The organism is Cutibacterium granulosum, from assembly GCF_900186975.1.
Lineage (GTDB): Bacteria > Actinomycetota > Actinomycetes > Propionibacteriales > Propionibacteriaceae > Cutibacterium > Cutibacterium granulosum.
Genome location: NZ_LT906441.1, coordinates 787,291 through 801,790 on the forward strand (window position 1 = coordinate 787,291; position 14,500 = coordinate 801,790).

The 14,500-nt window shown below is 63.9% G+C and carries 10 protein-coding genes; 3 read left to right on the forward strand and 7 right to left on the reverse strand.

The features are described from left to right. The first annotated feature begins 165 nt into the window (after positions 1-165). Both CKV91_RS03270 and CKV91_RS03275 read left to right on the forward strand, forming a co-directional pair. Positions 166-1,371: a cobalamin-independent methionine synthase II family protein gene (locus tag CKV91_RS03270; RefSeq protein WP_065860809.1), complete on the forward strand. Its 1,206-nt coding sequence runs from the start codon at positions 166-168 to the stop codon at positions 1,369-1,371. A 210-nt stretch (positions 1,372-1,581) separates the two neighbouring features. After that, complete coding sequence (locus CKV91_RS03275; RefSeq protein ID WP_065860808.1) at positions 1,582-2,958, forward strand: amidase; 1,377 nt, start codon at positions 1,582-1,584, stop codon at positions 2,956-2,958. A gap of 7 nt (positions 2,959-2,965) precedes the next feature. Here CKV91_RS03275 and CKV91_RS03280 read toward each other — a convergent pair whose 3' ends face one another. The 4 genes from CKV91_RS03280 to CKV91_RS03300 all read right to left on the reverse strand — a co-directional run bounded on the left by CKV91_RS03280 (position 2,966) and on the right by CKV91_RS03300 (position 8,428). Beyond that, on the reverse strand, positions 2,966-3,730 hold the full coding sequence (locus CKV91_RS03280; RefSeq protein ID WP_157738722.1) for a hypothetical protein: 765 nt from the start codon (positions 3,728-3,730) through the stop codon (positions 2,966-2,968). 510 nt (positions 3,731-4,240) lie between these two features. After that, positions 4,241-5,755, reverse strand: coding sequence for an acetyl-CoA hydrolase/transferase family protein (locus tag CKV91_RS03285; RefSeq protein WP_021106153.1), 1,515 nt, complete (start codon positions 5,753-5,755; stop codon positions 4,241-4,243). Positions 5,756-6,092: 337 nt separating this feature from the next. After that, on the reverse strand, positions 6,093-6,950 hold the full coding sequence (serB, locus tag CKV91_RS03295) for a phosphoserine phosphatase SerB (RefSeq protein ID WP_021106152.1): 858 nt from the start codon (positions 6,948-6,950) through the stop codon (positions 6,093-6,095). A 257-nt stretch (positions 6,951-7,207) separates the two neighbouring features. Further along, positions 7,208-8,428 carry a class I SAM-dependent methyltransferase gene (locus CKV91_RS03300; protein ID WP_021106151.1) on the reverse strand — a complete coding sequence of 407 codons (1,221 nt, stop codon included), beginning with the start codon at positions 8,426-8,428 and terminating at the stop codon, positions 7,208-7,210. Positions 8,429-9,305: 877 nt separating this feature from the next. On the opposite strand from CKV91_RS03300, the gene CKV91_RS03310 reads away from it, so the two are divergent. Next, positions 9,306-10,190, forward strand: coding sequence for a pyruvate, water dikinase regulatory protein (locus CKV91_RS03310; protein WP_065860806.1), 885 nt, complete (start codon positions 9,306-9,308; stop codon positions 10,188-10,190). A gap of 98 nt (positions 10,191-10,288) precedes the next feature. On the opposite strand, the gene CKV91_RS03315 is transcribed toward CKV91_RS03310, so the two are convergent. The 3 genes from CKV91_RS03315 to CKV91_RS03325 form a co-directional block, all read right to left on the reverse strand. Beyond that, complete coding sequence (locus tag CKV91_RS03315; protein WP_065860837.1) at positions 10,289-11,701, reverse strand: hypothetical protein; 1,413 nt, start codon at positions 11,699-11,701, stop codon at positions 10,289-10,291. A 295-nt stretch (positions 11,702-11,996) separates the two neighbouring features. Further along, positions 11,997-13,031: an esterase/lipase family protein gene (locus tag CKV91_RS03320; protein ID WP_065860805.1), complete on the reverse strand. Its 1,035-nt coding sequence runs from the start codon at positions 13,029-13,031 to the stop codon at positions 11,997-11,999. Between the two features lie 814 nt (positions 13,032-13,845). Next, complete coding sequence (locus CKV91_RS03325; RefSeq protein ID WP_065860804.1) at positions 13,846-14,478, reverse strand: hypothetical protein; 633 nt, start codon at positions 14,476-14,478, stop codon at positions 13,846-13,848. Between the last annotated feature and the right edge of the window lie 22 nt (positions 14,479-14,500).

The following is a 14,500-nucleotide window of genomic DNA, read 5'->3' on the forward strand; positions in this document are numbered from 1 at the left end:
CCAGGTGGCTCTTGGTGCAGGATTCCTCAGCGTCATCGACTCCCATGCTGCTGGCGGCACATGCCTGCCCGGAAATGTCACATGGTGAGAAAAAGATTCTCGCAAAATTCTGTTGTCCATAGAATCAGTTTCACCCAATTCGTACACCCATTGAAGGAGGGCAAAATGGCGATTCGCACCACCCATGTCGGCTCACTGCCGCGCACTGCTGAACTGCTCGATGCAAACTCGAGGAGAAAGGACATGGGGGAGCAGATGTTCGCCCAGGTCCTCCAGAAATCGGTGAATGACGTCGTCTCCCGTCAGCACGAGATCGGAATTGACTGGGTCAATGACGGTGAATACGGCCACGCCATGACGGAATCGCTGGATTTCGGTTCTTGGTGGAGCTACTCGTTCAGCCGCTTCGGCGGCATCGAACTCACCGATGAGCCGTCTGAGTTGGCGCCGCCAGCACCGGGATCCAAGATCACACTCGTCGATTTCGAGGATCGTCGTGACTGGCAGGACTTCTCCGACGTCTATGCGGATCCATCATCTGCAGTTCTGCCACATTCCTGGAAGAGGAACGCTGATGACGGAGGCTCCATCGCACCAGTCCTCCCCGTCATCACCGGGCCGCTCACCTACACAGGCGCTGAGGCGGTACGTCAGGACATCGACGGCCTGGTCACTGCCCTGGACGCCAACGGAATCGATCGTCGGGACGGATTCATCGCCGCGGTCTCGCCCGGCTCGGCAGCCCGTCTGCACAATGCCTACTACGCCAATGACGAGGAGGTCGTGCAGGCCTGTGCCCAGGTGCTTCGCGAGGAGTACCTGGCGATCACCCAGGCCGGGCTGACCGTCCAGATCGACGATCCCTCCCTGGCGGAGTCCTGGGACCAGATCAACCCTGCCCCGAGTGTCGAGGACTATCGGCGGTACATCCAGGTGCGCTGTGACGCGATCAACGCCGCGCTCGAGGGCATCGACCCGGCACAGGTGCGCCTTCACCTGTGTTGGGGTTCGTGGCACGGTCCCCACATCACGGACATCCCGCTGCGGGAGATCGTCGACAATGTGCTCACCGTCAATGCGAAATACCTGTCGTTCGAGGCGGCCAATGCCCGTCACGAGCACGAGTGGACGGTGTGGGACGAGGTGGACCTGCCCAAGGACCGTGTGCTGATACCCGGAGTCGTGGGGCATTCGACCAATGTCGTCGAACACCCCGAGCTCGTTGCCCAGCGGATCGGCCGGTTCGTGCAGATCGTCGGCGCCGATCGGGTCATCGCCTCCACCGACTGTGGTCTCGGCGGTCGGATCCACCCGTCCCTGGCCTGGGCCAAGTTGAATTCCCTGGCACAGGGGGCGCGTCTGGTCGACTGAGACCAGACCACCGCACGAGACCTGAAAACCCGTGCGACGACAGACACCGCTGTCGAGGTTCAGAACCGTCGAGTCCAGAGGTGATACCTCGGGGTGTCGGCGGTTCTGCGCCCCGGCACGGCCGCAGGAGGTGAGTCACGGTAGCGGTGATCCTCTCGTTCCTGCTCCCCGCCGTCATGGGACAGCCCCGGCTCGTGGTACAACCAAGCCATGACCCAGATGAGTGCCCTGGAAACCGCATCGGCCATCCGCACCGGCCAGACGAGCGTGATCGAGGTCGTCGAGGACGCCCTGGACCGGGCCCACGCCGACGAATGCCACGCCTGGAGTTGGATCGACGACGAGGGGGCCCGCCACACCGCACACGAACTGCAACGCAAGCTCGACGCGGGCGAGGTGGAGCCCGGGCCGCTGTTCGGGGTGCCCTGCCCGATCAAGGATCTCAACGCCCTGGCCGGAGCGCCGCGCCACCTTGGCAGCCGCGCCATCGGCGGACACCCCAGCGAGACCGACGATGGCATCGTCGCCCTGCTCAAGGCTGCCGGGACCGTGCCGATCGGCACCACCACCGCCCCGGAGTTCGGCCTGCCCTGCTACACCGAACCTGCTGGACGCGCGCCCACAGCCACCCCGTGGGACCTCGCACGCATGTCCGGCGGATCCTCCGGCGGGGCGGCCGCCGCCGTCGGTGACGGCCAGGTCCCGATCGCCCAGGGCTCCGACGGGGGCGGCTCGATTCGCATTCCTGCCTCGTGCTGCGGGGTCGTCGGCCTCAAACCCAGCCGGGGACGGGTCTCGGCCGGCCCATTCGGGGTGGATGGCCCCGGCCTGGTGAGTGGGGGAGTGATCACCCGTACCGTGCGCGACACCGCAGCAGCCCTGGACGTCATCAGCACGCCCATGCCCGGCGACCCGTTCAGTGCGCCGCCAGCACGAACCAGCTTCCTGACAGCATGCGACCACGAGGTGCCGCGGCTACGCATCGGCGTGTTGACCGAGCCAGTGATTGCCGAGGCCGACGTGCACCCGGCCTGCCTGGACGCCGTCACCCAGGCGGCCACGGCCCTGGAGGGCATGGGCCACGTCGTCGAACCCACGACGGCGCCGTTCGGTGCCCAGGAATGGTCCTCCTTCCAGTGCGTGTGGGAGGTCGGCGCAGCAAGCATTCCGTTGCCCGAGGGGTGTGAGAGGAACGCCATGCCGATGACGCGGTGGCTGCGCAGGGAGGGCCGACGCCGCACCGGCGTGGAACTTGCCGAAGGCCTTGCTGGTATTCAGATGATTTCGCGCACGGTCGGTCAGCACTGGGCAGACTATGACCTCATCGTCAGCCCCACTCTGGCCCAGCCGCCGCTGCCACACGGTCAGCTGCACGATGACGACGACCCGGCAGCCGACTTCGCGGCCCAGTGCCGATTCACGCCGTGGACCAGTCTGTGGAACATCACGGGCCGGCCAGCCATGAGCCTGCCGCTGCACACCAGCATCATCGACGGCATGGAACTGCCGATCGGCGTCATGATCGGTGGGCCACAGTACAGCGAGGAGCGGCTGCTCGCCCTGGGGTGTGCGCTACTGGGACGGTGACGACACGTCAGCGGGGCGTGGAGCGCTGCCGTGCTGTGGAGAGGTCGAGCCAACGCCTGCTCACCGGCAGCCACGCGAGCACCAGCCCTGCGACGGCGAACGGTGCGCTCGCCCAGGCCACGGTGTTGAGTGTGACGGCCAGCGAGGCTGCGGCCAGCCCGCCGATGGCACCCCAGCGCACCCACCGGTGCCCCAACCAGCCGTTGACAGCCAGCAGGGCCGGCATCGCCGTCATGACCACCCCGATGAGCACCATCGCCGTGGCCCACAGCACCGAGGCCAGCGAACCCGGTCGAGGATCGGTCCATCTCATGAGGCGGGTCGCGGTGCGGAAAGTGGTCATGTTGATCGAGCCCCACCACGCCCAGGCCAGGGCCACCGCAGCCGACACCGCCGCCAACGCGAAACACACGGTGGCGGCAACGACGGCGCCCGGACGCGCCCCCGGTGTGGCCTCGGCGGGCCTGGGCAGGGGAGGCAGGGTGCGGATGTTCCGGGGATCGTCGGGGCCCCACACTGCTCGCTGTGCGTCTGGCCCCTGTGGGGGCTCCGCCGGTGGACCATCTTGGTTCACCTCGGCTTGGTAGCCAGATGGGGCCAGTTCGGGGGGCGCCAGCTCACTGCGAGGCGGGGAGGCGCCTTCCTCGGCGCTGGAAGGGGTTGCGATCCCGGGGGGACGCGTCGTCTCGGTGCGCCTACTCGTCGAGGACGTGGTCCCGACGTCTTCGGGTGCCTCGTCGATGGCGCGCCGGGGCTGGGATGATGGGAACACGGCTCTCCTGGTGTCGACGCGACGGGACTCAACCCAGCTTACGGCGTGGGACGGGGAGGGGCGAAGGACGAGGAACGAGGCCACTGTTCTGTGGGTGCCCATGTTCTGGGGGTGCCCATGTTCTGAGGGTGCCCATCGGCTGTTCTCACAGCATCGGCTCGTCGCGCAGGGTGCTGGGCGTGTCGTCCTCGAGACCGGTACCCTCGACTGCGCCCACCCAGCCGGATGACGGCTCCTCGGCTTTGTCCTTCCCCGATTGGGGCCAGCTTCTGTCTCTGCCCCGTACGGGTTGCTGACGAGACACCCGCCCCACCCCTGTGCCTCGTGGCTGAGGTGGGGCAAGGTCTGTTTTCGGTGAGGCCTGCCGTTGTGGACAGACCCCAACCGGGGCAATGGGAATCGGCACTTACCACCGAGTTCGCCGCGTAGGGAGTCTCAACGCCCAAGTGCTCCCGGACCATCGGTCCGGGAGCACTTGTTCAATGTGGCTGGGAATCAACCCTGGCGGGTTCAGCCCTGCTGCATGGTGCCGGTCTCGAGGAACCGGGTGTGCCAGTTGTAGGCCTCGCCGAGCAGGTGCGGGGTGTGCTTGAACTTGCAGTCACGCAGCGCACGCTCGTAGTAGTCCTGCAGCATCGGACGGAAGTCCGGGTGGGCGCAGTTCTCGATGATCTTCGGGGCACGCTGACGCGGGGCCAGGCCACGCAGATCGGCGATACCCTGCTCGGTGATGATGACCATGGCGTCGTGCTCGGTGTGGTCCACGTGGGAGACCATCGGCACGATCGCCGAAATGGCGCCGTTCTTGGCCGTCGACGGGGAGACGAAGGCCGAGATGTAGGCATTGCGGGTGAAGTCGCCGGAGCCGCCGATGCCGTTCATCATGCGCGAGCCCATGACGTGGGTCGAGTTGACGTTGCCGTAGATGTCGGCCTCGATCATGCCGTTGGCGCCAATGACGCCCAGACGACGGATCACCTCGGGGTGGTTCGAGATCTCCTGGGGACGCAGGATGATGTGGTCGCGGTAGAAGGCCGCGTTCTCGTTCATCTTGTGGGCGTAGTCCGGCGACAGCGAGAAGGCCGTCGCGGAGGCCACGTCGAGCTTGCCGGCGTCGATGAGGTCGATCATGCCGTCCTGGATCACCTCGGTGTAGGAGGTGAGGTGCTCCAGGTCGGAGTGCAGCAGGCCGTCGAGCACGGCGTTGGGGATGTTGCCCACACCCGACTGCAGCGGCAGCAGATTCTTGGGCATGCGTCCCTGCTTCACCTCGTTGCCGTAGAAGTCGAGCAGGAAGCCGGCAATCTTGCGGGAGTTGTCGTCGATCGGCTTGAACGGCGAGTTGCGGTCGGGGCCGTCGGTCTCGACGATCGCAACGACCTTGCTGGCGTCGATCTCCAGGAACGGGGTGCCGATGCGGTCACCGGGGTGGGTGATCGGGATGGGCTTGCGGTTGGGGGGCAGCGCGAATCCCTGGTAGACGTCGTGCATGCCCTCGAGATCCTCGGACTGCCACGAGTTGACCTCGATGATGATCTTGTCGGCGACCTCGCAGTAGGCGGAGTTGTTGCCCACCGACGAGGTGGGGACGATCTTGCCGTCCTCGGTGATACGGGTGGCCTCGATGACGGCGAAGTCAACCTTGCCGAAGAATCCCTGACGCACCATCATGCCGGACTCCGACAGGTGGATGTCGGTGTAGTAGCTGGTGCCGTCGTTGATCTTGGAACGCATCGTCGGGTCGGACTGGTAGGGCATGCGCCAACCGATGCCGTCCACACCGGCCAGGGCACCATCCAGCTCGGGAGCCGTCGAGGCTCCGGTGAGGGTGTTGACAGTGAACTTTTCGCCGCGCTGATGGGCAGCCTCGATGCGCTTGGCGAGTGCGCCCGGGAACACCTTGGGGTAGCCCGACCCGGTGAATCCACCGAATCCGATCTGGTCGCCATCCTTGATGAGGCCGGCAGCGTCGTCTGCGCTCATCACTTTCTGACGCAGGGCTGCATTGGCAATCCGCTCTGACATCTGTCCTCCTGCCGTCGTGCGGCTGGTCGTCGATGACGGCACGCGGAACGCTCCGCGAGTCGCCGAGAAACACACTGTTCCGGGGCCCATTCCAGATGGGCCCGAAACCTTGGTATCACTTTATATCCACAGCCTCGGATGGCGTGCGGAACCCCTGTTCTTCAGCGGTCGGAATCGGCATGGTGCCCGTCCAGCATGGGAATGTGTGCATGTTTCTCACGTCGAGCAGGGTGAATTCTCGCGACCGGTTCGATCTGCAGCCATGACCAGGTGCTCGGACGGGCCACGACCCCTCGGCCGATGGCAGCGTGTCGGCACCGATGGGGCGAAACGGGGATCACCGGCACCACACTGCCGACACCGCGTCAAGACGCTCAAAACTCACGGTGTTGCGGGCGGCCTCCACGGCCACCGGCTTGGCGCAGAATGCAATGGCCAGTCCGGCCGCGTCGAACATGTCGAGGTCGTTGGCACCATCACCGATGGCGATCACTCGCTCGGCCTCGACGATGGCCTGCGCGGCCCACCTGCGCAGCCAGGACGCCTTGGCGGCCCGGTCGACGATCTCGCCAGTGAGCCGCCCCGTGAGGTGCCCATCGGCCACCTCCAACTCGTTGGCCACGGCATGATCTGCTCCGAGCTCGGCTGCCAACGGTTCCACCATCGACGTGAATCCACCTGACACCAGGCCCACGGTGGCACCGGCCTCGTGGGCAGCCGCAATCAGCTCCTTGGCGCCGGGGGTGACGACGACGGCGCGGCGAGCCTCCTCCACGGCACCGACCGGCAACCCTGCCAAGCATTCGACCCGGGCCCGCAACGACTCGGCGAAGTCCATCTCACCGGCCATCGCTCGAGCGGTGACGTCGGCCACCTCGTCCGCCCGCCCAGCACATTGCGCCAACAGGTCGATCGCCTCGGTGCGGGTGAGGGTGGAGTCGACGTCGCTCACCAACAGTCCGGGTGGTTGGGTGGCGAGCGCCCCGTGTGGATGGATGACGTCCGCGCCACTGGCCGAAGCCAACTCGCGCACCTCACGCATGTCTGCCTCGACGGTGGTGGTGTAGTCGAAGATCTGTGCCGTCCAGCCGTCGGTGTGGGTGCCGCGCATGTGGGCGGCCTGCGGCCACAGTGCGGTGCCGGGGGAGCGCAGACTGGAGCGGTCGTCGCTGACGAGGATGACGCGAGAACTCATGACACCAACGGTAGACGCGGCGGGACGACATCGGTACCCCGTTCCGCCCCCATCCGGCCTGGGCCCGCTTGCCATCTGAATTTCCTCACGTGACGGCTCCCCGATCTGGCTCTCCTCGCGCCTGAGTGGTACCGCCGTACGGACAGAGTTGGGAAACCAGTCACCGCAGGATTGGTCTCGTGGGCATCGTGATGTGGCCGTGACGGCCGGAACCCAGACCGTGGAGGTGGGGCCGCGACGACACGGCGTGGGGGCGCTCACTTCCGCACGGTTCGCGTGACCGTGTAGTGACGATTGCGCGTGACCTGGCGCGTCTGACCGACGAAGCGTCGCAGATGTGCGGCCCACGGCAGGTGGTTGTTGTACACGCACCACAGCGCCCCGCCCGGGCGCAGTACCCGTGCGGCGTCGGTGAGCATCGCGAAGGTGGGAGCGTGATCCTGGGCAGTACCCCGATGGAAGGGCGGATTGGTGACGACGACGTCCATGCTGGCGTCGGGCAGATCGGCCAGTCCGTCACACCAGTGGGTGATGACGTCCAGACCATTCGCCGCGGCGGTGCGCCGGGTGGAGTCGACGGCCTGCCACGACACATCTGTGGCGTGCACCCGTGCCGTGGGCAGTCGACGTGCCAGCTGGGCAGCGATGATGCCGTTGCCACATCCCAGGTCGACGACGTCGGTGCGCACGTCTGCAGCAATGTCGTCCAGGTGGGAGAGCAGCAGCGCGGTTCCGGCGTCCAAGCCGGTGGTGTGGAACACGCCACCGTGGGCGTGAATCGTCAACCCATCCACGGTGTTGCTGCGTGGCCACGTGCCGGTGATCGCCGGGCGTTCCCGCGGCCGTGAGATGTGCAGTACGCGGGCCTTGCGCACCCCGAGGCTTGCATGGACCTCGTCGAACCACCGCGCGGCAACGTCGTTCATCGACCGGGTCATGTGTTTGATCCGTCCGCCGGCGATGATGTGGGCGTCGGGACCCAGCACGTGCCACAGACAGCCGAGCAGCTCGTCCAGGGCGTCGATCGACTGGGGAAGATCGAGCCAGACCAACTGGCGATCGGTGCTTGGATGGTCGGCGGCTCGGTGCTGCCTGGGCGAAGGACCGGGACGGCGTTCCCTGGACTTCTCGGACGGTGGTGTGTCGGTCAGGGATTCGGCTGGTGGGGACGCAGTAGGTGTCGATGTGGTGGTCGGGGAATCAAGGTTCTGGGGCGAAGCCGTCAGAGGGTTGAGCCGGATCGTGCTGGGGATTCCAGCGAGGTCACGGCAGTCGTCGGCCCACGCCGTGACTCGGTGCCCGGCGAATGGGACCAGCCGCGGTCGGTTCAGCACCCAGACGGCGCTGCCCAGTGGCGATTGTGTTCGCGTCGAGCCGGCGTCGGGCGTGGCATGCGCTGAATCCTGCTGTGGTGGATCAATCTGTGGTGATTCAGCGACGATGAGGGCGTCAACGGGGTCGAGCTCGGCAGCATCCATGATGGCAGTCTCCCAGAACGAGGTGCAGGTGTCGCCTCGTGTTCGTGATGTCGATTCTCGTGCCGTCAATGCAGTCCAATGAAAGTTCTGGCAGGAAAGCTCCCCCCCGTTTTTGCAGCCTTCTGGCAGGAATGCTCTCGCCCCGCCTCGATCCTCAAGACGACGGTAGAGGAATGGGCCAGGACCCTTTGCCCTGATGTTCCCGTTCTGTCGAGGCATTCCCCGTCCTGTGTCAGAACCTTCCCTGCCCCGTACGAAACTTCTCGATTCTGTGTGGGCCTTCCCGGCCCGGTGCGGACTTTCTCAATCTCGGGGCGAACCTTCCTGACCTCGTGCGAGCCTTCTCCCCTCCACCCCTCACAAGCACTCCTGATTCCGTGCGAACCTCCCCCTATTCCGGGCGGCCCCTCCCCACCCTGGCCGTCTCGCGTGACATTTTTGTCACGTCGAGCCCATGAGGGTCATGGGAACGTCAGGATGCTCGAGGTACTGACATTTTTGTCAGGGCATCTTCCTTCGGGTCACACGAGTGCCGGGACTCTTCGGGGGATGACAATTTTTGTCACGTCGGGCGTGGACTGGGCAGGTGGAAGTCCGGGCGGAGCAGACATGGCGGGGGCTCGGGTGGAGCTGGCGTGGCCGGGTCCGGGTGGAGTAGGTGTGGTCGAGACCAGGCGTGATTCAGGGCAGGGGAGCGTCGCTCGTTCGCGGTGATGACATTTTTGTCATGAGACCGATGGTGCCGTCACGTGAGTGCGATGGGTTCGTGGCAAGTGACATTTTTGTGCACACGATTGTGTCATCAGTATCTTTGGTGTCCTCGACCAGGGTTTGCCTTGAGCCCCGCTGCAGATCTCTCGCTCGGTACAATGCCGTCATGGCAGAGTCGCCCTTGGAAATTCACGTCATCGCCGATTCGACGGGTGAGACCGCCGTCCGTCTGGCACGGGCCGCCCGCAGCCAGTTCGAAGGAGTCCACTGGCACATAGTGCGTCACCCGATGATCGGCACCGTTGCGGAGATGATGGCCGCTCTGGAGGCCGTCATGGCGGCCCACGAGGCAGGTCAGTGGGTGTGCGTGGTCCACACCCTGGTGCTGCCGGACATGCGCCGGATGGTCGCCGACGCCTGCGAGGAGATGGGGATACGTGAGGTCAACCTCATGGGTCCGATGCTCGCGGCGATGGAGGAAGCCTCCGGTCTGGACGCCGATGCCGTTCCGCGTCGTCCGGTGGGGGTGGAGGCCGACTACTTCACCCGTATCTCGGCGATGGAGTTCGCGGTGCGCAACGACGACGGTGCCATTCCCGACCGTCTCACCGAGGCAGACATCTGCCTGGTGGGGGTGAGCCGCTCGGGCAAGACGCCGCTGTCGATCTATCTGGGCTATCTCGGCTACAAGACCGTCAACGTACCGTTGGTACCCGGTATCGCTCCGCCTGCCGAGCTGGCCGCCGTGGATCGGTGGCGCATCGTTGGCCTGACGATCGATGCCCAGAAGTTGTTGGAGATTCGAGGTCGACGTGTGCGCGGGCTTGGTGGGTACGGCAATGAGGACGGATACGCAGATCTCGCCGCCATCTATGACGAGCTGGACGAGGTGGGCAAGATCCAGCGTCGACTGGGCTGTCCGATCATCGACACGACTGGCCTGGCCCTCGAGGAGTCTGCCACCAAGGTCATCGATATTGTCGATCAGCGGGCGAAGACGGCTGGCACTCGGCTACGCAAGCCGGCGGGATCGTACCGGACGATTCCGTGAAACGTCAGATCGTCCGCTGTGGGACGATCCGACGCCTGCGATCCCCAGTGCCTGTCAGTGCCGGCAGTGCGGTGACTGCCTATGTGACAGGTTGGGAATCATGAGTTCGGGACCCGCTTCATGGTGCTGACGTCTCTGCCAGTTCGCAACGATATTCCGGGGTGGGAATTGTTGATGATCTTCAGCTGGGAATCCGTTGCTGCTAGGTACAGCTCATGCACCCTTTCGCCGTGCAGATAGGTGCGTGCAAAAGAGGCGAAGGTGGGATCACTCAGGTATTTCTGAGGCACCTCGATGGCGGCATCGTAGTATCGCGGAGTCGAGCTGAGGCCACGCTCACGATGTGCGAGCATCGAGATGGTCGAATCGAGACGGCCGTCAATACTGTGCAACGTGACGGGGTACTTCTTGCCCTGAATGGTGAGGTCGACTGTGCGAGACGTGGTCTGGTAGGCGAAATCGCGAACATCGAGTCGCACGCCACCAGGCAGGTGTCCCGAGTAGTTCACACCGGAGGCTGGTGCCAGATCGACCGCAGAGGTGTCCTGCTGCGGGTTGTCGAGTGGTTTGCCCTTGAGGGTCTGGTCCGTGACGATGAACTTCCAGCTCTTGTCATTGAGCATCTTGGTCCAGTAGCCGGTGTGTCCGCCCCTACGACCCTCAACACGCAGCTCGCGGTTCTGTGATCCCGGAGCGGTGGAAAGGATGGTGAGACGATCCGTGATCTCACCGGGAACCTTGGGCTGATGCTGCCATGGTGCCGGTGGAAGCTTGATCGCGGCATAGTTCGGATTGATCTTGCCCTGTGCCCACGTCCCGGCGTCAGGCAGATTGCCCTGATCCTTCCATGTGTAGCGGAACTGCGCGGGATCGGTTCCGGCAATGTCGTAGTCCCACAGCCGAGTGAACATGTCGCCGTGGCTGTTGGTGATGAACGCCACCGAGCCGGAGGCCGACATGGTGTGAATCCGGAACTGCGAGTTGTACGGGGTGGACGCTTCGAAGGAGTAGTCGTTGGCCAGCCACGGATCGTGCTGGTACAGGTGGGTGCCGTCGGGGGAGGCCATCATGATCTCGGTGCACATGGCCAACGAGATCGGGTGATCATGCCCATCCACTCCGCGGTAAGTGCGGTCAGTCTGGTTGTCGATGAGGGAGAGCGCCCATTCACCGTTGGTCTGATTCTCCAACTGCAGGCCGTGACCGAACCAGAATGGGGTGCCCCACGCGCGGAACCAGCCCCAGTCCTTGGGCGAGGAGAGCAGGTTGTTGAGGGTGTAGACCCAGCCGTTGGCGTCCACCGCGGCGAGCATGGCGTCATTGGCGGAGATTGCCGTGATCTGCCCGTCAAGGCAGGACGGGGTGGCAATGTGACGCCACTGCTTCTCGGATTGGAGACGTCCGTACACCTTGCCGTCGCGCAGGGCAAAGTCCATGCGCTGGTTGAAGCTCTCGTGATTGTCTCGCATGACGACTTTTGCGGGAAGGTCGGTGCGGTTGGTGGAGGCCATCTGTTGCCATCCCTCGGTTCCCCAGCTCGGTGGGATGACTCCCAGGGGGAGCTGCCCTGAGCTACCAGGACGTCCGACAAAGGGTACGCAGTTTTTGGGGCCGGTGGATGAGGAGCCCCGGTGTGCAGAGGCAGGGACGGAGGACTGATGTGTCGGTGCTGCCTGAGCAGGTTGTACCAGTGGGGTGGCACCGAACCCGGTGGTGGCGATGACCGCTGCCACCGCCGTGGTGAAGATTTTCGGTGATTTCATGGGGATCATCTCCTCGTGAGTGGTTCAGATCGTTTTGGTGCAGTCATCCGATGAATTTCATGGGTGTGCACTGGACAGCGTGCGCATGAGCCGAATCGAGTTCGTTGTCAACCATTTGGATGACGTTGGGGTCGTAGGTGATGTTGCCGTGGCCAGTCTTGTCGGTCGGACAGATGTTCTGCAGCAACACGTTCTTCACCCCCGGCTCGTGGAGGTAGGCGTTCGTGTAGGGCACGACGACATGGTCATGGGTGCTGGTGATGATGGTGTACTTCACACCGGGCTGAGTGACAGGCGTGTCGTAGAGGGTCTTGTTGAAATCCGATCCTTGCAATTGTTGCGGAGCTGACATTCCGTTGAGCAGTGCCATGCTGTCGTCGAAGTGAGCTCCGAGTTTGCTTGTCGTCGAATTGAGGAAAAGGTTGAGACCGTATGCGGTCGTGCCGTGGTTGGAGGGGACCAGGCCGATGAAGTGGTCCACCCTGCTCGCTCCATTTTCGAACTTGAGATATTGGTTGGGGAGAGGCCCAGCTCCTTGGGACCATCCGACCAAATCAACCTTGTCGGTGTGGGTGCGGGTCAACACCATGGTGATGAAAGCTCCAAGTCCCTTGGCCGACTTTCTCATGTCTCCGGTGAGGGAGATGAAGCTGCTGTGCGGCACTCCGTTTAGATTGAAGGTGTAGGTGCAGTATCCGCGTCGGGTCAGCTCCTCCGACATCATTGACCACGAGGAGTAGGCATTCGTTGCGGTTCCCGGGATGAGAACTACTGGATTCTGGCCTGCTCTTGGTCGACAACGGAAGTTGTTGGCACCAGCTGGGGATGGAGCCATGTGGTGCGCAGAATATTCGACGGCCCGCCAGTAATTGGGCTGTGCCGGGCCAGTGGCTCCAGAAGGTATGCCCAGCGGGCTTCCCGGCATTTGCTGGTCGGTGAGGACGGTCTCGTCCTGCGGGGAAAGAGCTGTGTGATCGGCTGCTGATGCCGCTGAAGCGGTTGGAATCGACATGGCTGCGGCGGTGATGAGCGACACGACGGCGGCAGCTATTTTCATGGATCGTGTGGTGGTCAACATTGTTGGTGTCTCCTTTGTCACCGAACAGATGAACGACATGTATTTCTGATTGGGCTCTCCATGGGATGGGAGCAACTGGTCGGGATGTGCTCTCATGAGGGCGCATCGTAGGCAGCCTTGTGGGAATCTACGGTGGATGCTGTGATGGGTGAATCACGGCGCCTCCTCCACAACGCCATTCGTCGTCGAGGTGTCCCTGACGGGGGAGCATCTACCGCTCATCGTTGAGCAGCGCGAAGATTTTATCATGTGAGTGATCATCAGATCACGGAGTTGTGAAGCTCAGCCTGGGGGGAGAGATGTCTCATCAGTATTGAGGCAGTGTCGACATCTGAATACTGATCCAGATGCAGAGATGTGCAGTGACTGCCCTCCGAGAAACCACGTCAGATCATGCCCAGCACAGGTGGACAGCGGGGGCACACCAGGACGAACTGTGTCGACCCCGATGACTCATCTGCAGTGAGTGGGAGAGAGCTGCAGAAACGGTGGTGGGCCCGGCCATCAGATGGCCAGGCCCACACATTTTTCAGTTGTCAGATGTGTTCAGTTGTCCGCCGGGATCAGACACCAGTGCTCGGCAGGGCCGGGGCAGCGACGTGGGTGGGGGTGTCGTTGCTGACAGTCGTCGCGGTCACGGCGCTACCCTTGTCGGTGCTGATGACGACCTTCTTGGCCAGGTCATCCTTCTTGTCCTCGGAGGGCTTCTGCTCGTCGGCGGTGCAGTTGCCGGTCTTGCCCTGGGCTGCGTTGAGGGCAGCCTCACGGCCCTTGACGATGGCCTCCGCCTCGAGGATTGCCTCCTCGTCAGTGGTTACCTTGTTCTCGGCAGCCTTGAGGGCGGCGGAAGCGTCATGGAGCTCAGTCTCGGCCTTCGCGACCTTTGAGCTGGGCTCATCAGCGGCCTCAAGCTGCCTCTGGACCTCGTCGCGCAGCTGTTCTGGGCCTTGATGTCAGCTGCGATGTCAGCGATGTGGGCCTGCAGCTTGGCAACCCGCTCGTTGGCCTCAGCGGCGCGAGACTCCTGGGCGGCGATGTCGTCGAGGATCTTGTCACGTGCGTCCTTGTCGGCGGCGATCTGGGCATCGAGGTCAGCCAGGGCGTCCTTGAGCTCGGCGACGTGCTTGTCAGTGGTGGCATCGTCAAGAGCATTCTTGGCGTCGGAGAGGGCAGACTGCTTCTCGTCGACGACCTTCTTGGCGGCCTTGACCTTGTCCTTGTCAGCCTTGTGGTTTGCCCGGAGCTCGGCGAGGTTGTCCTGAGCAGCCTTGAGATCGGCCTGGGCCTTGTCGACAGCTGCCTGAGCCTCGGTGCAGCTGATCTTGGCGTCGTTCTTCTGGTCGATGTTGTCCCCTGCCTGAGCTGGGGCGGCGAGAATCTGGGCGCCACTCCCCATGACGGCGAGGGCGGTCAAAGCGCTGGCGAAGCGCCGGTTCACATTGGTCATGGACCTTGTCTCCTTGTGCTAG

Excerpts from the sequence above, each read along its gene's own strand:
- CKV91_RS03270 (WP_065860809.1), top strand. The coding sequence starts at position 166 with ATGGCGATTCGCACCACCCATGTCGGCTCACTGCCGCGCACTGCTGAA.
- CKV91_RS03275 (WP_065860808.1), top strand. The coding sequence starts at position 1,582 with ATGACCCAGATGAGTGCCCTGGAAACCGCATCGGCCATCCGCACCGGC.
- CKV91_RS03285 (WP_021106153.1), bottom strand. The coding sequence starts at position 5,755 with ATGTCAGAGCGGATTGCCAATGCAGCCCTGCGTCAGAAAGTGATGAGC.
- serB (WP_021106152.1), bottom strand. The coding sequence starts at position 6,950 with ATGAGTTCTCGCGTCATCCTCGTCAGCGACGACCGCTCCAGTCTGCGC.
- CKV91_RS03300 (WP_021106151.1), bottom strand. The coding sequence starts at position 8,428 with ATGGATGCTGCCGAGCTCGACCCCGTTGACGCCCTCATCGTCGCTGAA.
- CKV91_RS03310 (WP_065860806.1), top strand. The coding sequence starts at position 9,306 with ATGGCAGAGTCGCCCTTGGAAATTCACGTCATCGCCGATTCGACGGGT.
- CKV91_RS03315 (WP_065860837.1), bottom strand. The coding sequence starts at position 11,701 with ATGGCCTCCACCAACCGCACCGACCTTCCCGCAAAAGTCGTCATGCGA.
- CKV91_RS03320 (WP_065860805.1), bottom strand. The coding sequence starts at position 13,031 with ATGTTGACCACCACACGATCCATGAAAATAGCTGCCGCCGTCGTGTCG.
- CKV91_RS03325 (WP_065860804.1), bottom strand. The coding sequence starts at position 14,478 with ATGACCAATGTGAACCGGCGCTTCGCCAGCGCTTTGACCGCCCTCGCC.